Below are 20643 nucleotides of genomic sequence, written 5' to 3'. Positions count from 1 at the left end.
CGCCCGTACGGACTCGCCGGACGGGCGCGATACCGCGCGCGTCATGACGACTTGCGCACGCGCAGGTACCAGTCGCAAAGCAGCCTCACCTGCTTCGGCGTATAGCCCTTCGCGACCATCCGGTTCACAAAGTCCTCATGCTTGCGCTGCTCCTCCGCCGAACCCTTGGCGTTGAATGAAATGACCGGCAACAGTTCCTCGGTGTTCGAGAACATCTTCTTCTCGATCACGACGCGCAACTTCTCGTAGCTCGTCCACACGGGGTTCTTGCCGGCGTTCGCCGCCCGTGCACGCAACACGAAGTTCACGATCTCGTTGCGGAAATCCTTCGGGTTGCTGATCCCGGCCGGCTTCTCGATCTTCTCCAGTTCCGCGTTCAGCGCGGCGCGGTCGAAGCTCTCGCCCGTGTCGTGATCGCGGAATTCCTGATCCTGGATCCAGAAGTCCGCATACGTGACGTAGCGATCGAAGATGTTCTGGCCGTATTCCGAATACGACTCGAGATACGCCGTCTGGATCTCCTTGCCGATGAACTCCGCGTAGCGCGACGCGAGCACGTCCTTCACGAAGGACAGATACTTCTGCTCGGTTTCCGGCGGGAACTGCTCGCGTTCGATCTGCTGTTCGAGCACGTACATCAGATGCACGGGGTTCGCCGCGACCTCGCTCGTATCGAAGTTGAACACGCGCGACAGGATCTTGAACGCGAACCGGGTCGACACGCCGGTCATCCCTTCGTCCACGCCCGCGTAGTCGCGATACTCCTGGTACGACTTCGCCTTCGGATCGGTGTCCTTGAGGTTTTCGCCGTCGTACACCTGCATCTTCGAGAACAGGCTCGAATTCTCCGGCTCGTGCAGGCGCGACAGCACCGAGAACTGCGACATCATCTTCAGCGTGCCCGGCGCGCACACGGCCTCGGCCAGCGACGAGTTGCGGATCAGCTTCTCGTAGATCTTGATCTCTTCCGACACGCGCAGGCAGTACGGCACCTTCACGACGAAGATCCGGTCGAGCAGCGCCTCGTTGTTGCGGTTGTTGCGGAAGGCCTTCCACTCCGACTCGTTCGAGTGCGCAAGAATCACGCCGTCGAATGGAATCGCGCCGAAACCTTCGGTGCCCTTGAAGTTGCCTTCCTGCGTGGCGGTCAGCAGCGGGTGCAGCACCTTGATCGGCGCCTTGAACATTTCGACGAATTCGAGCAGGCCCTGGTTCGCGAGGCACAGGCCGCCCGAGTAGCTGTACGCGTCGGCATCGTCCTGCGCGTACTGTTCGAGCTTGCGGATATCGACCTTGCCGACCAGCGACGAGATGTCCTGGTTGTTCTCGTCGCCCGGCTCGGTCTTCGCGATGCCGACCTGCCGCAGGATCGACGGAAAGCGGCGCACCACGCGGAACTGGCGGATGTCGCCGTTGTATTCGTGCAGGCGCTTGACGGCCCACGGACTCAGGATGCTTTTCAGGTAGCGGCGCGGAATGCCGTACTGTTCCTCGAGGATCGGACCATCCTCGTCGTAGTCGAACAGCCCGAGCGGCGATTCGTTGACGGGCGAGCCCTTCAGCGCATAGAACGGCACGCGCTCCATCAGTTGCTTCAGGCGCTCGGCGATCGACGACTTGCCGCCGCCCACCGGGCCCAGCAGATAGAGAATCTGCTTCTTCTCTTCAAGACCTTGCGCAGCGTGGCGGAAGTATGCGACCACCTGCTCGATCACCTCCTCCATTCCGTAGAACTCACGGAATGCCGGATACACCTTGATGACCTTGTTCGCGAAGATCCGCGACAGGCGCGGGTCGTTGCGGGTATCGATCTGTTCAGGTTCCCCGATTGCTTCCAGCATGCGTTCACCAGCCGTCGCGTACGCGGATGGATCGTTCTTGCAGAGCGCGAGATACTCCTCCAGCGAGAGCTCTTCCTCTCGCGTTTTTTCGAAGCGGTTCGCGAAGCTGCTGTAAATATCCATGCTACCTCCCTCGCCTGAGTCTGAAGACGTGCCTGCCTTCGTATGACTGCGCAGAAGCAAGCGCGTTCGAATTCATCCTAAACCCTTTCTTATTTTTTTTCACGAACTCTTCGTATGAAGTTCGTCATTCTCGACAACACCGCTTGGACAACGCATTTCGTCGTTTTACAATCGACCTCCCGAGCCGCAGAAACTGCATCCGCCGCGTCTCGTCGAGCATCGAAACGTCTCGTGCGTTGGACACCTCCGACGTCGCCGCCTCTCCCCTTCATCCCTATACGTTCGAGCGGCCGCGTGCGATGACACGCCGCGCGCACCGTTACAAATTTTTTTCGCAGCCCCTTACGGACATACCCGTACGACGAACGCGGGAACATGACGCGCACGCATCGGATTCCGGAGGATTCATCGGTGCATGACGCGCGACGCACGTGCCGTTGCACGATCGATCGTCCGCGCTGTCACATTCGGCCTGTCGCGGAAACGACGACGCCCGCAATCGCGGGCGTCGTTCGTCACCAAATGGGGATAGATACGCGGCGCGCGCGGATCAGAACGTCTCCCAGTCGTCGCCGCCGGCGGTCGCGGCGGCCGGCGCCGGCGCGGGCACAGCCGATACGGCGGCAGGCTTGCGCGCCGGCGCCGTCGTTGCAGCGGCCGCGCGTTTCGGCGCGGCGTCGCGTTCGACACGTGCGGCAGCCGGTGCGGGGGCCGCCGGGGCGGAAGGCGCGCGCGGCGCATGACGCGCCGCCACCACGACGGCGGCGCCCGCGCGTGCCGCTCCGTCGTCGAGCTGGAATACCGCCGCCGTTTCGCGCAGGCGGGCCGCCTGTTCCTCGAGCGACTGCGCGGCAGCCGCGGCTTCCTCGACGAGTGCGGCATTCTGCTGCGTGACCTCGTCCATCTGCGTGACCGCGCGCGCCACCTGGTCGATCCCGCCGCTCTGCTCCTCGGACGCCGCCGCGATCTCGCCCATGATGTCCGTCACGCGCTGGACCGCGCTGATCACGTCGCTCATCGTGCGCCCTGCTTCGTCGACCAGCGTCGAGCCGGTCCGGATACGCTCCACCGACGCGTCGATCAGCGCCTTGATTTCCTTCGCCGCGCTCGACGAACGCTGCGCGAGGCTGCGCACTTCGCCGGCGACGACCGCGAAGCCGCGGCCCTCCTCGCCCGCCCGCGCGGCTTCGACGGCCGCATTCAGCGCAAGAATGTTGGTCTGGAACGCGATTCCCTCGATGATCGCGATGATGTCCGCGATTTTCGCCGAGCTGTCGTTGATTTCGCCCATCGTGCCGACCACCTGGCCGACCACCGTATTGCCCTTGTTTGCAATCTCGGACGCATTCGCGGCCAGCGAGCTTGCCTGACGCGCATTGTCCGCATTCTGTTTCACGGTGCCGGTCAGTTGCTCCATGCTCGACGCGGTTTCCTGCAGCGCGGCGGCCTGTTCCTCGGTACGCGACGACAGGTCGATGTTGCCGGCCGCGATCTGGCGGGCCGCGGTCGCGATCGACTCGCTGCCGCCGCGCACGGTGCGCACCGTGTCGACGAGCCCGCGCTGCATCCTCGCGAGGCCTTCCAGCATCTGGCCCATCTCGTCGCGCCGGTTCACGACGATCGGCCGGCGCAGGTCGCCCGCGGCGATTGCGTCGAAATGCGACAGCGCGTCGGCGATCGGACGGCCGATCGCGCGGCTCAGCGTCAGCCACGACAGCACCGCCGCGCCGATGCCGGCCAGCAGCACGACGACCGACAGCGCGCGCATCGTCTCGAACACCGATTCCGCCTGATCGAAGCGCGCCTGCGCATTGGTGAACTGGGCGCTGCGCAGCGCTTCGCCGGCCGTGGCCAGCTCGGTATAGCGCGCCTGAAGCTGCTTCGCGCCGTCGCCGATCCGGTCGTGATCGCCGGCCGCGACCGCACTCGCGAACGCGTCGCAACTGCTTTGCAGCACCTTGCGCCGGGCGGCGACGTCCTGGGCGAGCCGGTCCTCGTCGGCGTCGCGCGGCAGCGCAAGGTATTTCTGCCACCACGCGTCCGATTGCGTGCGCATCGCACGGCTGCGCTCGATGGCCGCCGCCGAGTCGGGCGTGCCGGCCAGCAGCGCCGCACGGTCGAGCGCGAGGCGCTCGCGCGCGGCGAACATTTCCGCCATCGCCACATCGACCGCGCTCGGCATCTGGTTCGTGAAAATCTCGCGCGTCGAATCGTTCGAACGCGTCATCCCGTGCAGACCGAGCACGCCGGTGACACCCAGCAGTACCGCCAGAAACGCCATCGTCAAACCGATGCGCGCACGAATCGTCAGGTTCCTGAACACCATCATCCACCCTGTGTTGCGTCGTCATGAACGGGCCCGGCCCGTTGGCTCGAAGCATTGCTTCACTCGGTGCATTTACGACCGCGCGGCGCATAACTTGATGGTTTTGTCGTGTTTATTTCGCATTATTCGTCTGTTTATTGAATAAGACTGAATAATCGACGCAATTCGGGTCGGAAGCGAGAACGGGCAAACGCCGGTGGGCACGCCAATGCAGCGCCGGCAGCGCACCCGGCCGTCTCGTGCGACGGGCCGGGCGCGCGGAGGCGCCGAAAGCGGGAAACCTGAGATCCGGCCCTAGTCGGCCAGTTCGGCGCGCGTGGGGATAGACGGCTGCGCGCCCGCTCGCGTGACCGACAGCGCCGCCGCGCGTTGCGCGAAGCGGATGGCGGTATCGACGTCCGCGCCGGCCGCGAGCCGTGCGGAAAAACCGCCGATGAAGGTATCGCCGGCCGCCGTCGTGTCGACGGCCTGCACGACCGGCGCCGGATAGTGCCGCGCGGTGCCGTCGGCCGTCAGCGCGAGCACGCCGCGCGCGCCGAGCGTGACCAGCACGTTGCGCGCGCCGCCGGCCTGGAGCGCCCGTGCGGCGGCTTCGGCGTCCGCGGGGTCGCGCACCGGCCGCCCGGTCAGCGCGGCCGCCTCGACCTCGTTCGGAATCAGGTAATCGACGAGCGGCAGCCAGCCGTCCGGCAGCGGCGCGACGGCCGGGGCCGGATTGAGCACCACCGTGCGGCCGAGCCGGCGCCCGGCCGACAGCGCCGCGAACACCGCGTCCGGCGGCGTCTCGAGCTGGCAGATCAGCACGTCGGCGGCGGCCAGCGCGGCCTCGTGCCGCGCGATCGTGTCGGTCGTGACCTCGCCGTTGCCGCCCGCGACGATCACGATCGCGTTCTGGCTCGCATCGTCGACGACGATCAGCGCGACGCCGGTCGACGCCGATGCGCTCGTCGCAAGCCCCGTGCAGTCGATTCCCTCGGCCTCGAGGCCCGCTCGCAGCGCCGCGCCATGCGCATCCGCGCCGACGCAGCCGATCATCGCGACCCGCGCGCCGAGCCGGGCGGCGGCGACGGCCTGGTTGCCGCCCTTGCCGCCCGCCGCCTGCGCGAACGCGTGCCCGGCGAGCGTTTCGCCCGGCAGCGGCAGCCGCGGCGCGCGCACGACGAGATCCATGTTGAGGCTGCCGACCACCGTCACGCGGCCGGCGCCCGTTGCGCTCGCCGTCATGTGCGCGCACCCGGCGCGGCCGGCTCGCGGTAGACCGCCGTCGATTCGCGCAGCACGAGGCGCGGCGACACGACGCGGCGGCGGCTCGGCACGGCGGTCGAGCCGCCGCCGATCCGTTCGATCAGCGTCTGCGCGGCCATTTCGCCGAGCGCGCGCACCGACTGGCCGACCGTCGACAGCGCCGGATACGTGTAGCGGGAAAATTCGATGTCGTCGAAGCCGATGATCGAACAATCGTCGGGCACGCGCAGCCCGCGCTCGGCCGCCGCGCGCAGCGCGCCGACGCCCATCAGGTCGTTGCCCGCGAAGATCGCGCTCGGCCGCACCGATTCGAACAGCCGCGACGCCGCGTGATAGCCGCCGAGGCACGAGAAATCGCTTTCGGCGATCGCGCCCGGCACGATGTCGACGCCGCGCTCGGCCATCGCGCGGATGAAGCCGTGCACGCGCATCGCGCTGACCGCGGTGTCGGTCGGCCCGGTGATGCAGCCGATCTTCGCGTGCCCGAGTTCGAGCAGGTGGCGCGTCGCGAGATACGCGCCGCGCTCGTGGTCGATCTGCACGAGATCGGCCGCGAGCCCTTCGATGTTGCGGTCGACGACGACGAGCGGCGCATGGATATCCGCGAGCGTCTGCGCGAGCACCGCGTCCTCGCCCGCCGACGCGACGATCAGCCCGTCGATGCGCTTTTCCTGCAGCACGCGCAGGTAGTTGCGCTGTTTCACGGGATCGTCGTCCGAATTGCAGAAGAACACGCAATAGCCGTTGGCCGCGCACTGATCCTCGATGCCGCGCGCCAGCTCGGCGAAGTACGGATTCGTGCTGTTCGGCACAACGAGGCCGATGGTCGCCGTCGCCCGCGCCTTCAGCGAGCGCGCCACGGCCGATGGCACGTAATTCAGCTCGCGGATCGCGCCCTCGACCTTCGCACGCACGTCGGCGGACACCGGCCGCGAATTGTTCACCACGTGCGAGACGGTCGTAAACGACACGCCCGCCATGGCCGCCACATCCTTGATCGTCGCCATTTCCCGTTTCTCTCTGGTCTGTTCTGTCTGTCTTTTTACCGCACACGCGTACGCCGGCTGCGATACGTATCGAGCACGACCGCCACCACGATCACCGCACCCGTGATGATCCGTTTCGTCGGCTCGTTCGCGCCGATCTGCGCCAGCCCCGCGGCCAGCACGGAGATGATCAATACGCCGAAGAACGTGCTGATCACCGAGCCGCGCCCGCCCATCAGGCTCGTGCCGCCGATCACGACGGCGGCGATGACCTGCAGTTCGAGGCCCGCGCCCGCGTTCGGATCGGCCGCCTCGAGCCGCGAAATCTGGAACAGCGACGCGAGCCCCGCGAGCGCGCCCATCAGTGCGAATACGAGGATTTTATACGGCCGCGGGTTAACCCCTGCAAGTCGCACCGCTTCCTCGTTCGTGCCGATGCCCACCAGATAGCGCCCGAACACCGTGCGCGTCAGCACGAACTGGGCCGCGATCATCACCGCGACCGCGATCAGGAACGCCGGCGAGATGCCGAGCGAGATCGGGTTCGACAGGAAATCGAACGCGTCGCCGATATATGCGGTGCGCGAATTCGTCAGCTGGTACGCGAGGCCGCGCGCGGCCTCCAGCACGCCGAGCGACACGATGAACGACGGAATCCGCCAGCCGACCGTGACCGCGCCGGTCAGCGCGCCCGTCGCGGTCGCGACCGCGATCCCGATCAGCGCGGCCGGCAGCGGCCCCCACTGCCATTTCAGCGCGGCGACGCTGACCATCGACGCGGCGAGCGCGAGTACCGAGCCGACCGACAGGTCGATCCCGGCGATGATCAGCACGAAGGTCATCCCGACCGACATCACGACGAGATCGGGAATCTGGTTCGCGATCGTGCTGAACGTGTCGTAGGTCAGGAAATGCGAACTCAGCACCGAGAACAGCGCGATCATTGCAGCCAGCGCGCCGGCGAGCCCGAGATAGTTCGACAGGCCGAGCCGTGTGCCGGACAGCGTGCGCGCGCGGCGGCCCGTCACGTCCTGCTGCGCGCCTGCGTCGGTCGGGGATACGGGAGGCTGGGTCATTGCTGTCGTCCTGTCGTCGAAGTGCCCGGAGCGGCGCCGCGCGCGCGCTCCGTGTCCGGATGCTGCATGGCGGCCGCCGGCGTCTCGCGGCCGAAGCCGGCGAAGGCCGCGGCCAGCAGCGCGTCCTGGGTCCAGTTGCCGCGCTCGAACACGGCGGTCATGCGCCCGGCCGACATCACGCCGATCCGGTCGCAAATCAGCATCAGCTCGCGCAGGTCGCTCGATACGACCACCAGCGCGCGGCCTTCGCGCGCGAGCGCGCCCATCAAAGTGTAGATCTCGAATTTGGCGCCGACGTCGATCCCGCGGGTCGGCTCGTCGAACAGCAGCACGCCCATGTCGCGCGCGAGCCAGCGGCCGATCACGACCTTCTGCTGGTTGCCGCCCGACAGCTCGCCGACCGGCTGCGCCGCCCCGTGCGTGCGAATCCGCAGCGCATCGATCTGCTGCTCGGCGAGCGCCGTTTCGCGTGACGCATCGACGATGCCGCCGCGCGCGAGCCGGTCGAGCTGGCCGAGCGACACGTTCGCGGTGATCGACTGCGACAGCAGCAGCCCTTCGCCCTTGCGATCCTCGGTGATCAGCGCGATGCCCAGCTTCACCGCATCGACCGGCGATGCGATCCGCGCCGGCTTCAGCGGCTGGCCGACGGCGATCGTCCCGGCATCCGGCGTATCGGCGCCGTAGATCAGCCGCAGCAGCTCGGTGCGCCCCGCGCCGATCAGCCCCGAGATGCCGAAGATCTCGCCCGCGCGCACCTCGAGCGACACGTCGCGCACCGCCGTCCCGCGCGTGAGGCCCGATACGGCGAGCCGCGGCGCGCCGAAGCGGCGCTCGCCGAGATCGATGTGCTCGCCGACCTCGCGTCCGACCATCAGCGTGACGAGCCCGTCGGACGTCGTCGCCGCCATGTCGCCCGCATGCACGAGCCGGCCGTCGCGCAGCACCGCGACGCGCTCGGCGACGCGCGCGAGCTCTTCGAGCCGGTGCGAGATGTAGACGATCGCGACGCCGCGCGCCTTCAGCCGGTCGATCTGCTCGAACAGCAGCTCGACTTCGCGCGCGGTCAGCATCGCGGTCGGTTCGTCGAGAATCAGCACGCGGCAGTCGCCGATCAGGTTGCGCGCGATCTCGACCATCTGCTGGTGGCCGATGCCGAGCGCGCCGACCGGCGTATCGGGGTCGACCGCGTCGAGCCCGACCTGCGCCATCGCCGCGCGCGCGTCGTCGCGCAGCCGCGCGCGATCGATGATGCCGAAACGCCGCGGCAGGCGGTTCAGGAACAGGTTTTCGGCGACGCTCAGCGTGGGCAGCAGGTTCAGCTCCTGCATCACCATGCGCACGCCGAGCGCCTCGGCCTGCGTGCGGCTCGCCGGCGCATAGGCCTCGCCGCCGAGCTGCATCGTGCCGGTGGTCGGGTCGACGAGCCCGCCGATGATCTTCGACAGCGTGCTCTTGCCGGCGCCGTTCTCGCCGGTCAGCGCGAGCGCCTGGCCCGCGTCGAGCGTCAGCGTGACGTCGGCGAGCACGGGTTCGGCATAGGTCTTGCCGATGCCGGAGACGGACAGCACGGGGTGGGCTGAACGGGAGGGTTGGAAGGTCGGTTCCATCGCGATCCTGGTTGCGGCCGCGCGCACGAGGCGCGCGGGTATGACGCTCACAAGTGCATGTGCATGCAGTGGCCGTGATCGCGCTCACACCGGATAACGGCCGCCGCGCCGGATTCTTGAGCGCGGCGGCCGGACCGGTGCGGCGTTACTTCGTCACGAGATCCACCGGCGTCTCGACCACGCCGGACATGTCGGCCTGCTTGCGATGCTCGGCGATCGCCTTGAGCGCCGTGTCGATGCCGAACACGGCCTGCTTCGCCGCGTACTGGTCGGCGGTCGCGAGCACGCGGCCGTCCTTCAGCATCGGCTTGATCGCGTTGATGTTGTCGTAGCCGACCACGAGCACCTTGCCCTGCTTGCCGGCCGCGCGCACGGCCGACACGGCGCCGATCGCCATGTTGTCGTTGCCGCACAGCAGCGCCTTCAGGTTCGGGTACTCGTTGAGCATCGCGGCAGCCACCGCATTGCCCTTGTCGATCTCCCATTCGCCCGACTGCACCGACACGACCTTCATCCCGCCCGCCTTCATCGCGTCCTGGAAGCCGGCCGTGCGCTGCTGCGCGTTGGTCGTCGTCGACACGCCTTCGACGATGCCGACCTGGTCGCCCGCCTTCAGCCGCTTCGCGAGGTAGTCGCCGATCTTGCGCGCGCCCTTGCGGTTGTCCGGGCCGACGAACGGCACGTTCAGGTTCTTCGACTTCAGTACGTCGGGATCGAGCCGGTTGTCGATGTTCACGACGACGATGCCGGCGTCGACGGCCTTCTTCACGACCGGCACGAGCGCCTTCGAATCGGCCGGCGCGAGCACGATCGCGTCGACCTTCGACACGATCATCTGCTCGACGATGCGGATCTGGTTCGCGGTGTCGGTCTCGTCCTTGATGCCGTTGGTGATCAGGTCGAACTGGTTCGCGTTGTGCTTCTGGTATTCCTTCGCGCCCGTTTCCATGGTCAGGAAGAACTCGTTGGCGAGCGACTTCATCACGAGCGCGACCTTCGGCTTGGCCGCGGACTGCGCGTGGACAGCCGGTGCGGCGGCCACCGCGACGGCGGCGAGCGCGGCGGTCAGGAAGCGACGGCGAAAGCGGACATTCATACACATCTCCTGGCGACTGGCCCGAAGGCCGGATTGTTGTTTGGTTGTTGTTTTAATGTGAGCAAACGTTTGCGCCACACTACCCGGGCAATGGCCATCGATGTTGCTGTCGGTACCACGGAATGGAAGCGAGGCAGACGGCCGACTGCCTGGCGCGTGCTGGCGTTGACGCGCCACCGCCGGCGGGACGCCGGCGGAGTGAAGGCTATGCTGTACCGATTCGCTTCGGCGCGCAACCTGTCTAACCAATATTTAAGGGTTTATTCGGAGCGCGCGAGCGCGCTTCACGACGCGCAAATACGACACTCGCGATGCCGACGGCAGTTCGCCGAAGCGCTGTGCAGGTTCGGCGTTGCCGGATGTTCTCGTTTTTCTGTCGGCACCGGAAGGCAGGTCGATCGCCGGCTGACGCGACGCACCCGACCGGGATGACGGCGACAATCCGCCGCCGCCCGGTGCGGCGTACGGCAAGGTGCGCGTAATGCATGCCGCGCGCCGCCCGCGGCATCTGCCCGGACGGCGCGCGACACGCGCGAATCAAACGGCTTCGCGCAACAGCCCCGCGATTTCCGCCTCGTTCAGGTGCGGCGCGAACATTTCGATCAGCCGGTACGCGTATGCACGCAGGAATGCGCCCTTGCGCAGCCCGACCCGCGTCGTGCTCGCCTCGAACAGGTGCTGTGTGTCGAGCGCGACGAGCCCCGTGTCGCGCTGCGGGTCGTAGGCCATCGCCGCGACCACGCCGATCCCCATCCCGAGCTCGACGTAGGTCTTGATCACGTCCGCGTCGATCGCGGTCAGCACGACGTCGGGCACGGCGCCCGCCTGCGTGAACGCCTGATCAATGTGCGAGCGGCCCGTGAAGTCCTGGTCGTACGTGATGATCGGGTATTCGGCGATTTCCTCGAGCGTCAGGTTCTCGCGGCCGACGAGCGGGTGGCCCTTCGGCACGACGACCGTGTGGTGCCACGAATAGCACGGGAACGTGACGATGTCCGGATAGCGGTCGAGCGCCTCGGTCGAGATGCCGAGATCGGCCTCGCCGTTCAGGATCATCTGCGCGATCTGCTGCGGGCTGCCCTGGCGCAGCGCGAGATGCACCTTCGGGAACACCTCGGTGAACTGCCGGATCACCTTCGGCAACGCGTAGCGCGCCTGCGTGTGCGTCGTCGCGACGACGAGGTGGCCGCTGTCCTGATCGGCGAACTGGCGCGCGACGCGGCGCAGGTTCTCGGCGTCGAGCAGCATCCGCTCGATCAGCTGATGCACCGCCTTGCCGGGCTCGGTGAGCCCCGTCAGCCGCTTGCCGCGCCGAATGAAGATGTCGACGCCCAGCTCATCTTCCAGATCCTTGATCTGTTTCGACACGCCCGACTGCGACGTGTACAGCACGTTCGCGACTTCCGTCAGGTTCATGTTCTGGCGCACCGCTTCGCGCACGAACCGCAATTGCTGAAAATTCATGGGTATGCCTCTTAGGCTGTCGTTGTTTGATTGTCGAATCGGAGCGAATCCCGCCCTCTGCCCCGCGTTGTCTCGTCAACGCGCGGGAAATACCCGCACGGCGCGCGGCACGGCGGTCGCGCCGTCGCCGACCTGCAGCGAAAGCGCGCGCCATGCGTCGCGGTCGAGTTCCGCCTCGAGCGCGCCGCCCGCACGCGCCTCGAGCTCCACGCGCACCGAACCGCCGAGCGGAATCACGCGCCGCACGTCCACCGCGATACCGTCGCGGTGCCCTTCGCCCACCGGCCACAGCTGCAGATCGTGCGGCCGCACGTACGCGTTCGCGGGGCCCGCGAAATCGGCGTCGACCTCGATCGGCGCAGCCGCGCCCTCGGCGACGAAGCCGCGGCCGGCGACCGTGCCCGGCAGCCGGTTCGCCGCGCCGAGAAACTCGTACACGAACGCGCTTTGCGGATGATCGTAGACGTCCTGCGGGCTGCCGACCTGCTCGACGTGACCGCGATTCAGCACGACGATGCGATCGGCCACTTCGAGCGCCTCTTCCTGATCATGCGTGACGAAGATCGTCGAGATGTGCAGGTCGTCGTGCAGGCGACGCAGCCAGCCGCGCAGCTCCTTGCGGACCTTCGCGTCGAGCGCGCCGAACGGTTCGTCGAGCAGCAGCACCTTCGGCTCGACCGCGAGCGCGCGGGCGAGCGCGATGCGCTGGCGCTGACCGCCCGACAGCTCGGACGGATAGCGCTGCGCGAGCCAGTCGAGCTGCACGAGCTTGAGCAGCTCGTGCACCTTCTCGCGAATCGCGGCTTCCGACGGCCGCTCGCGGCGCGGCTTCACGCGCAGCCCGAACGCGACGTTCTCGAACACCGTCATGTGGCGGAACAGCGCGTAGTGCTGGAACACGAAGCCGACCTGGCGCTCGCGCGCGCCGACCGACGCGACGTCGAGCCCCTGCAGCACGACCTGGCCGGCGTCCGCGTGCTCGAGGCCCGCGATCACGCGCAGCAGCGTGGTCTTGCCGCAGCCGGACGGCCCGAGCAGCGCGACCAGTTCGCCGGGCGGGAAGTCGAGCGATACGTTGTCGAGCGCCGTGAAATCGCCGAAGCGCTTCTGAAGGTTACGGACGGTGATACCCATTCTGGTTGCCTCTTTACGATTTCGACGAAACGGCGCCGACAGGGCCGGCGTGTGCGGGAACGGCGTCGTGCGCGTCGGCCAGTTCGGCCGCGAGATGACGCTCGGCGATCAGCTTCAGCGCGAGCGTGACGAGCGCGAGCAGCGCCAGCACCGACGCCACCGCGAACGCCGCCGCGAAGTTGTATTCGTTGTAAAGGATCTCCACGTGCAGCGGCATCGTGTCCGTCACGCCGCGGATGTGGCCGGACACGACCGACACCGCGCCGAACTCGCCCATCGCGCGCGCATTGCACAGGATCACGCCGTACAGCAGGCCCCATCTCACGTTCGGCAGCGTCACGCGGCGGAAGATCTGCCAGCCCGACGCGCCGAGCACGCGCGCGGCTTCTTCCTCGTCGGTGCCTTGCGCCTGCATCAGCGGAATCAGCTCGCGCGCGACGAACGGGAACGTGACGAAGATCGTCGCGAGCACGATACCCGGCACCGCGAAGATGATCTGCACGTCGTGATCCTGCAGCCACGGCCCGAACCAGCCCTGCGCGCCGAACAGCAGCACGTAGACGAGGCCCGAGATCACCGGCGACACCGAGAACGGCAGATCGATCAGCGTCGTCAGCAATGCCTTGCCGCGGAATTCGAACTTCGCGATCGCCCACGACGCGCACACGCCGAACACGAGGTTCAGCGGCACCGCGATCACGGCGACGGTCAGCGTCAGCTTGATCGCCGACCACGCATCGGGATCGGCCAACGATTCGAGATAGAAGCCGATGCCCTTGCGCAACGCCTCGACGAACACCGCGGCGAGCGGCACGACGAGGAAGAACGCGAGGAACGCCAGCGCGATGCCGGTGAGCAGCCAGCGCACGACGCGCGACTCGCTGACGGGGTCGAGCCGCTTCGAGGCGCGCGCGGCCGGCGACGGGGTTTTCAACACGACGGTGGCCTCCTGGCTCATTGCTGGCCTCCTGCCGCGACGGCGGTGACGGTGGCGGGCGCCGGGCCGCTCGCGCCCTTGCTCGTCCTGCGCTGCAGATACCACTGCAGCGTGTTGATCAGCAGCAGCATCAGGAACGACACGACCAGCATCACGACCGCCAGCGCCGTCGCGCCCGCGTAGTCGTACTGCTCGAGCTTCGTGATGATCAGCAGCGACGTGATCTCGGATTTCATCGGCACGTTGCCGGCGATGAAGATCACCGATCCGTATTCGCCCAGCGCGCGCGCGAACGCGAGCGCGAAGCCGGTGAGCAGCGCCGGCAGCACCGACGGCAGCACGACGCGGCGGAACGTCAGCCAGCGCGACGCACCGAGGCACGCGGCGGCTTCTTCCTGCTCGCGCTCGAAATCCTCGAGCACCGGCTGCACGGTGCGCACGACGAACGGCAGCCCGATGAAGGTCAGCGCGACCAGCACGCCGGCCGGCGTGAACGCGATCTTGATGCCGAGCGGCGCCAGATACTGGCCGACCCAGCCGTTGGTCGCGTAGACGGCCGCGAGCGAGATGCCGGCCACCGACGTCGGCAGCGCGAACGGCAGGTCGACGACCGCGTCGACGAGGCGCTTGAACGGAAACGTGTAGCGCACCAGCACCCATGCGACGAGGAAGCCGAACACGGCGTTGATCAGCGCGCCGCCGAGCGCGGCCGAGAACGTCAGCCGGTACGACGCGAGCACGCGCGGCGACGTGACGGCGGTGACGAACTGGTCCCACGACAGCGTCGCGGTCTTCAGGAATGTAGCGGCGAGCGGAATCAGCACCACGAGGCTCAAATAGGCCACCGTGATGCCGAGTGTCACGCCGAAGCCGGGTAGCGCGCTCGGCTTGCGAAAGGTGTACGTCGTCATCGGATGCTCTTGCTGGGTCGATGCTGCTCACGGGTCCGACGCAAACGCCGGCGCAGTGAATCGCGCCGGCGGGCCGTCGGGGACGCGGCGCGCTGTCGTGGCGCGCCGCTTGTCGTTATGGCGTTACTGCGGCTTGTAGATCGAATCGAACACGCCGCCGTCCGCGAAATGCGTCTTCTGCGCATTCGTCCAGCCGCCGAACGTGTCGTCGACCGTGTACAGCTTCAGCTTCGGGAACTGCTTGGTCAGCTCCGCCGGCACGTTCTTCGAACGCGGCCGGTAGTAGTTGCGCGCCGCGATTTCCTGGCCCTGCGGGCTGTACAGGTAGTTCAGGTACGCCTCGGCCAGCTTGCGCGTGCCCTTCTTGTCGACCACCTTGTCGACCACCGCGACGGGCGGCTCGGCCAGAATGCTCACCGACGGCACAACGATCTCGAACTTGTCGGTGCCGAATTCCTTGACCGACAGGAATGCCTCGTTTTCCCATGCGATCAGCACGTCGCCGATCCCGCGCTGAACGAAGCTCGTCGTCGCGCCCCGCGCGCCCGAATCGAGCACGCCCGCGTTCTTGTAGAGCTTCGTGACGAATTCCTTCGCCGTCTGCTCGTTGCCGCCCGGCTTGTGCAGCGCGTACGCCCACGCGGCCAGGTAGTTCCAGCGCGCGCCGCCCGAGGTCTTCGGGTTCGGCGTGACGATCGAGATGCCCGGCTTGGTCAGGTCGTCCCAGTCCTTGATCCCCTTCGGATTGCCCTTGCGCACGAGGAACACGATCGTCGACGTGTACGGCGACGCATTGTCGGGCAGGCGCTTCTGCCAATCCTTGTTCACCAGCCCCTTGTTCGCGAGCGCGTCGATGTCGTACGCCAGCGCCAGCGTGACGACGTCGGCCTGCAGCCCGTCGAGCACCGAGCGCGCCTGCGCGCCCGAACCGCCGTGCGACTGCTTGAAGTTGACGGTTTCGCCCGTCTTCGCCTTCCACTCCTTGCCGAACGCCTGGTTGAAATCCTGATACAGCTCGCGCGTCGGGTCATACGACACGTTCAGGAAGGTCGTGTCGGCCTGCGCATGCGTCGCGACGCCCAGCGCCGCCGCCGCGCCCAGCGCGAGTGTTGCGATCAGGCGGCCCACTCCGCCCACCAGCCCCGTATTGCGCTTCGCCATCCTTGGTTCTCCAGTGTTGTCGGTGTTGCGATGTCGGGCCAGTCTATCGAACGGGTTACATGATTAAAAATAATCGTTCCTTATTTTTTAATACTCAAAAGTGCTAACGCATACCGGATGGACGGTTGCGGCGGACAAACCGGCGTCAAGACGTCGCGAAATCACGCCGGAACCGACGCGATCGCGTCGAACCTCAAGTAACACTTGAAATTCCCCAAGTACTGTATAAAAATACAGCTCACTGTCTATCCATACAGTTGAGCCATGACCAAACTCACCGCCCGCCAGCAGCAAGTGTTCGACTTGATCCGTCGCGCGATCGAGCGCTCCGGATTCCCGCCCACCCGTGCCGAGATCGCGGCCGAGCTGGGCTTCAGCTCGCCGAATGCCGCCGAGGAGCACCTGCGCGCGCTGGCGCGCAAGGGCGTGATCGAGCTGGCGGCCGGCGCGTCGCGCGGCATCCGGCTGCTCGGCATCGACGACGCCCCGCACCAGTTCACGCTGCCGCACGCCGGCCTGATGCAACTGTCGCTGCCGCTCGTCGGCCGCGTCGCGGCCGGTAGTCCGATCCTCGCGCAGGAGCACATTTCGCAGCACTACGCGTGCGATCCCGCGCTGTTCACCAGCAAGCCCGACTACCTGCTGAAGGTGCGCGGCCTGTCGATGCGCGACGCCGGCATTCTCGACGGCGACCTCCTCGCCGTGCAGAAGCGCACGGAAGCGAAGGACGGCCAGATCATCGTCGCGCGTCTCGGTGACGACGTCACGGTCAAGCGCCTGATGCGTCGGCCCGGCGGCCTCGAGCTGATCGCGGAGAACCCGGATTACGAAAACATCTTCGTCAAGGCCGGCAGCGCAGATTTCGCGCTGGAAGGCATCGCCGTCGGGCTGATCCGCTCGGGCGAACTCTGACATTCCGTCTCGCTAGGAGAACATCATGGAACGCCTTTCCCGCCTGCTGCCTTTCCGTCAATTCGGTCGCCTGCGTCATCTGCGCGGCCGCACGCCCTGCGCACCGCTGTCCGCGGCGGCGCCTGTGCAAGAAGAAATCGCAGTCGAACGGCAGGCGTCCCTGCTGCCGTCAGCGCTCCCCGCGTTCGCCCGGGTATCGCTGAACGCCGGTCTGAATCATGCGGAGCCCGCGCGCCGTGCGCCGGTGCGCGTCTATCACGGTCGGTCGCGCCTGATCATGGTCGGCACGATCGATGCCGTGTGCCGGATGATCGATCGCTGCATCGCGGAGGAACGATCGGCCACGCCGGGCGGTCTCTGATTGGGGAACCTTCCCGCACCCGGAGGCAACGTGACTGAATCGTCGCGCCGCGCTTGGCGAATCAAGCCCCTGCTGATCGTCGCGCTGGTCGTCGCCCTCATTGCGGCGCTCGGCTATGCGTACGCGTCGCCCTATGTCGCGCTCGGTCGCCTGAAATCGGCGATCGATGCACGCGATGCGCAGGCGATCAGCGAGTATGTCGACTTTCCGGCGCTGCGCATCAGCCTGAAGCAGCAGGTCACGGAAGAGTTGATGCGCCGGATCGACGCAATGAAGAAAAACAGTCCGTTCGCGGTGATTGGCGCGCTGATCGGGTCAGCACTGATCGGCCCGCTGGTCGATGCGTACGCGACCCCGGAGGGCGTCGCCGCGTTGATGAGCGGATTGCCGCCGCGCGGCAATCCCGGCGAGCGCCCGCCCGAATGGGCGAATCAGCCGCCAGCAGACAATGCGTCCGGCAACCCGCCTGCCGCACCGCCCATCAATCCAGCGCCGGCAAGTGCTGCGCTACCGGGCGGCAACGCGGCCGCTTCGGCGGCATCGTCGCCGGCACCCGTGCCCGCGCCGCCGGCCAGCCCGAGCGAAACAACGCAAGCGCCGCGCCAGCAGCAAACCAGCGCGGGCTACCGGAATATCGATGAATTCGTCGTCACGTATCAGCGCAGCGCCGATGGCACGCGCTATGCGGCGATCTTCCACCGCTTCGGGCTGTTCTCGTGGAAATTGTCGGGGATCGACCTGCACGCATAGCAGGCCGCGCTCGATGCGCACCGCCGCTGCAGCGCGACGCCTGACCGGCCCGCATCGCCGGTCGGGCTGTCAGGCGGGTCATCCGGCCTTTAGATCATTGGCCGCTCGCCGTGGCCGCTTCACGTTCGCGCGCGATTTCGGCCTTCTGCTCTTCCGCCGACGAGCACGCGACCAGAATGCTGCAGTTCACGCGATCGAGCAGTTGCGTATTGCCCGACCCCATCCACCATCTCGACAGTCCGCTGCGGCACCGGTGGCCGACGACGACGAGGTCGACCTTCAGCTCCGACGCGAGATTCGCGATTTCGTCGATCGGATAACCGAATGCGAAATGGCCTTCGGCCTGGACGCCCCGCTCGCGCAGCCAGTTCACGCCTTCCTGCAGGATTTCGCGCGCGGTTTCCTCGAAGCGGCCGCATGCGACGTCGGTCAGCAAACCCGCGCTTTGCGCAATGCTCGAACGCATGTCCACGACCGACAGCAAATGCGTTTCGGCCTTCAGGTCCATTGCGAGATTGGCGCCGTAACGCAGCGCCTTGCGCCCTTCGAGCGTGCCGTCGTAACACAGCAAAATCTTGTTGTAGCTAGCCATGAAGCCTCCCTATCGCGACAACGAGCCTACGCATTCATCATGGTGCGCCGCAATTCAGGACGCAAGGGATGGAAAACGCTGATTCGCCCCGCGCGGCGCGTGCGCGATGATGCAGTGCACGATCGTCGCGCGCTTGCCCCGCACCGTGCACGCATGCCCTCAAGCGAGGCAGCCGATGCACTAGAATGGCCCCGTTCCACATCTAGCGGGCCACCTCGCGCCGGCATCGTATGCTTCGGCCGTGCCCGTGTGACCTGCCTGCGCGCGATCCGTTCGCACACCGGCCACACACCGGGCAGCGGAACGCACCCGCTTACAACGACAACACGCCCATGTCCGTCGCACCGATCGATTTCCGCAACGTCGAAAAGCGCTATGGCGACAAGCTCGTCGTCGATGGCCTGTCCTTCAACGTGAAGGCCGGCGAATGCTATGGTCTGCTCGGGCCGAACGGCGCCGGCAAGACCACGACGCTGAAGATGCTGCTGGGCCTCGCGCATCCCGACGCAGGCACGATTGCGCTGTGCGGCGAACCGGTTCCATCACGCGCGCGACATGCACGCCGGCGAGTCGGCGTCGTCCCGCAGTTCGACAACCTCGACCCCGACTTCACGGTCCGGGAAAACCTGCTCGTGTTCAGCCGCTATTTCGGGATGTCGGCGCACGCGGCACGTGCGCTCGTGCCGCCGCTGCTCGAATTCGCCAAGCTGGAGAACAAGGCCGACGCGAAGGTCGGCGAGCTGTCGGGCGGCATGAAGCGCCGCTTCACGCTCGCCCGCGCGCTCGTCAACGATCCCGACGTGCTGGTGCTCGACGAGCCGACGACGGGCCTCGATCCGCAAGCGCGGCACCTGATGTGGGAGCGGCTGCGCTCGCTGCTCGCGCGCGGCAAGACGATCCTGATCACCACGCATTTCATGGAAGAAGCCGAGCGCCTGTGCGATCGGCTGTGCGTGATCGAGGACGGCCGCAAGATCGCCGAAGGCGCGCCGCATGCCCTGATCGAATCGGAGATCGGCTGCGACGTGATCGAGATCTACGGGCCTGATCCGGCCGCGCTGCGCGGCGAGTTGTCGGCATTCGCGAAGCACACCGAGATCAGCGGCGAAACGCTGTTCTGCTATGTAACCGACCCCGAACCGGTCAGCGCACGACTCAAGGGCCGCACGGGGTTGCGCTATCTGCATCGCCCGGCCAATCTGGAGGATGTGTTCCTGCGGCTCACGGGCCGCGAGATGCAGGACTGATCGACCATGGACGTCCGCAACTATTCCGCCACCACGCCATCGGCCACGCCGCGCGCATCGCGCTTCGCGATCGCGATGCCGGCGAACGCAAGCAACTGGGTCGCCGTCTGGCGGCGCAACTATCTCGTGTGGCGCAAGCTCGCGCTCGCGTCGATGTTCGGCAATCTCGCCGATCCGATGATCTATCTGTTCGGGCTGGGTTTCGGGCTCGGCCTGATGCTCGGCCATGTCGACGGCGTGTCGTACATCGCGTTCCTCGCGGCCGGCACGGTCGGCTCGAGCGTGATGATGTCCGCGAGCTTCGAGTCGATGTATTCGGGTTTCTCGCGGATGCACGTGCAGCGCACGTGGGAAGCGATCATGCATACGCCGCTCGCGCTCGGCGACATCGTGCTCGGCGAGATCGTCTGGGCGGCCAGCAAGGCGATGCTGTCGGGGAGCGCGATCATGCTCGTCGCGGGCGTGCTCGGCTACGCGGCGTTTCCGTCGATGCTCGCGGTGCTGCCCGTGATCGCGCTGGCCGGCCTCGCGTTCGCCAGCCTCGCGATGATCGTCACGGCGCTCGCGCCATCCTACGATTTCTTCATGTTCTACCAGACGCTCGTGCTGACGCCGATGCTGCTGCTGTCGGGCGTGTTCTTCCCGATCACGCAGCTGCCGCCGCTCGCGCGGCATGCGGCGCAGGCGCTGCCGCTCGCGAATGCGGTCGAGCTGATCCGGCCCGCGATGCTCGGCCGGCCGGCGACCGACATCGCGTTGCACGTCATGGTGCTCGCCGGCTACGCGGTCGGCGGGTTCCTGCTGTCCGCGTGGCTGTTCCGGCGGCGGATGATGCGCTGACGGCCGGCGCGCCGGGCACCGGCTTCATGCG

Annotated in this window: 18 protein-coding genes; 5 read left to right on the top strand and 13 right to left on the bottom strand. The window is 67.0% G+C overall.

Features of this window, described 5'->3' with window-relative positions:
• Window positions 1-41 precede the first annotated feature (41 nt).
• The 12 genes from A9Z05_RS31320 to A9Z05_RS31265 all read right to left on the bottom strand — a co-directional run bounded on the left by A9Z05_RS31320 (window position 42) and on the right by A9Z05_RS31265 (window position 15910).
• Entirely contained in the window at window positions 42-1964 is a 1923-nt protein-coding gene (locus A9Z05_RS31320; RefSeq protein ID WP_069621450.1) for a PrkA family serine protein kinase, read from the bottom strand.
• 550 nt (window positions 1965-2514) lie between these two features.
• Window positions 2515-4290: a methyl-accepting chemotaxis protein gene (locus A9Z05_RS31315; RefSeq protein WP_069621449.1), complete on the bottom strand. Its 1776-nt coding sequence runs from the start codon at window positions 4288-4290 to the stop codon at window positions 2515-2517.
• Window positions 4291-4584: 294 nt separating this feature from the next.
• Window positions 4585-5514, bottom strand: coding sequence for a ribokinase (gene rbsK, locus A9Z05_RS31310; protein WP_069621448.1), 930 nt, complete (start codon window positions 5512-5514; stop codon window positions 4585-4587).
• Window positions 5511-6542, bottom strand: coding sequence for a LacI family DNA-binding transcriptional regulator (locus A9Z05_RS31305; protein WP_069621447.1), 1032 nt, complete (start codon window positions 6540-6542; stop codon window positions 5511-5513). The genes rbsK and A9Z05_RS31305 overlap by 4 nt, the downstream gene beginning before the upstream one ends.
• 35 nt (window positions 6543-6577) lie before the next feature.
• Entirely contained in the window at window positions 6578-7597 is a 1020-nt protein-coding gene (locus A9Z05_RS31300; protein WP_069621446.1) for an ABC transporter permease, read from the bottom strand.
• Complete coding sequence (locus tag A9Z05_RS31295) at window positions 7594-9207, bottom strand: sugar ABC transporter ATP-binding protein (RefSeq protein WP_069621445.1); 1614 nt, start codon at window positions 9205-9207, stop codon at window positions 7594-7596. The genes A9Z05_RS31300 and A9Z05_RS31295 overlap by 4 nt, the downstream gene beginning before the upstream one ends.
• A 145-nt stretch (window positions 9208-9352) precedes the next feature.
• Window positions 9353-10303 (bottom strand): sugar ABC transporter substrate-binding protein, encoded by a 951-nt coding sequence (locus A9Z05_RS31290; RefSeq protein ID WP_011545349.1) that lies wholly within the window; start codon window positions 10301-10303, stop codon window positions 9353-9355.
• Between the two features lie 537 nt (window positions 10304-10840).
• Window positions 10841-11767, bottom strand: coding sequence for a CysB family HTH-type transcriptional regulator (locus tag A9Z05_RS31285; RefSeq protein ID WP_034186954.1), 927 nt, complete (start codon window positions 11765-11767; stop codon window positions 10841-10843).
• A gap of 75 nt (window positions 11768-11842) precedes the next feature.
• Complete coding sequence (locus tag A9Z05_RS31280; protein WP_069621444.1) at window positions 11843-12901, bottom strand: sulfate/molybdate ABC transporter ATP-binding protein; 1059 nt, start codon at window positions 12899-12901, stop codon at window positions 11843-11845.
• A gap of 13 nt (window positions 12902-12914) precedes the next feature.
• Entirely contained in the window at window positions 12915-13859 is a 945-nt protein-coding gene (gene cysW, locus A9Z05_RS31275; protein ID WP_069621443.1) for a sulfate ABC transporter permease subunit CysW, read from the bottom strand.
• Window positions 13856-14749, bottom strand: a complete 894-nt coding sequence (gene cysT, locus A9Z05_RS31270) for a sulfate ABC transporter permease subunit CysT (protein ID WP_069621442.1) — start codon at window positions 14747-14749, stop codon at window positions 13856-13858. Before cysT ends, cysW begins: the two co-directional genes overlap by 4 nt.
• 123 nt (window positions 14750-14872) lie before the next feature.
• Window positions 14873-15910 (bottom strand): sulfate ABC transporter substrate-binding protein, encoded by a 1038-nt coding sequence (locus A9Z05_RS31265; protein WP_069621441.1) that lies wholly within the window; start codon window positions 15908-15910, stop codon window positions 14873-14875.
• A 264-nt stretch (window positions 15911-16174) separates the two neighbouring features.
• Between A9Z05_RS31265 and lexA the strand changes: the two genes are divergently transcribed.
• Genes lexA through A9Z05_RS31250 form a run of 3 tightly spaced genes read left to right on the top strand, consistent with a single transcriptional unit; the run spans window position 16175 to window position 17933 of the window.
• Window positions 16175-16822 carry a transcriptional repressor LexA gene (lexA, locus tag A9Z05_RS31260; RefSeq protein WP_006476077.1) on the top strand — a complete coding sequence of 216 codons (648 nt, stop codon included), beginning with the start codon at window positions 16175-16177 and terminating at the stop codon, window positions 16820-16822.
• Between the two features lie 25 nt (window positions 16823-16847).
• Window positions 16848-17183 (top strand): hypothetical protein, encoded by a 336-nt coding sequence (locus A9Z05_RS31255; protein ID WP_069621440.1) that lies wholly within the window; start codon window positions 16848-16850, stop codon window positions 17181-17183.
• 30 nt (window positions 17184-17213) lie between these two features.
• Complete coding sequence (locus tag A9Z05_RS31250; RefSeq protein WP_069621439.1) at window positions 17214-17933, top strand: DUF2939 domain-containing protein; 720 nt, start codon at window positions 17214-17216, stop codon at window positions 17931-17933.
• 94 nt (window positions 17934-18027) lie between these two features.
• On the opposite strand, the gene A9Z05_RS31245 is transcribed toward A9Z05_RS31250, so the two are convergent.
• The gene (locus A9Z05_RS31245) at window positions 18028-18525 is read right to left on the bottom strand and encodes a universal stress protein (RefSeq protein ID WP_069621438.1); all 498 of its coding nucleotides are present in this window, start codon (window positions 18523-18525) and stop codon (window positions 18028-18030) included.
• A 332-nt stretch (window positions 18526-18857) separates the two neighbouring features.
• Between A9Z05_RS31245 and nodI the strand changes: the two genes are divergently transcribed.
• Together nodI and A9Z05_RS31235 are read left to right on the top strand one after the other, a co-directional pair.
• Window positions 18858-19772 carry a nodulation factor ABC transporter ATP-binding protein NodI gene (gene nodI, locus A9Z05_RS31240; protein ID WP_069621437.1) on the top strand — a complete coding sequence of 305 codons (915 nt, stop codon included), beginning with the start codon at window positions 18858-18860 and terminating at the stop codon, window positions 19770-19772.
• 6 nt (window positions 19773-19778) lie between these two features.
• Window positions 19779-20612, top strand: coding sequence for an ABC transporter permease (locus A9Z05_RS31235; protein ID WP_069621436.1), 834 nt, complete (start codon window positions 19779-19781; stop codon window positions 20610-20612).
• Window positions 20613-20643 lie beyond the last annotated feature (31 nt).

Origin of the sequence: Burkholderia sp. A2 (genome assembly GCF_001729305.1) — a bacterium.
GTDB classification, from domain to species: domain Bacteria; phylum Pseudomonadota; class Gammaproteobacteria; order Burkholderiales; family Burkholderiaceae; genus Burkholderia; species Burkholderia sola.
This window is presented reverse-complemented; position numbering and strand designations above follow the sequence as displayed.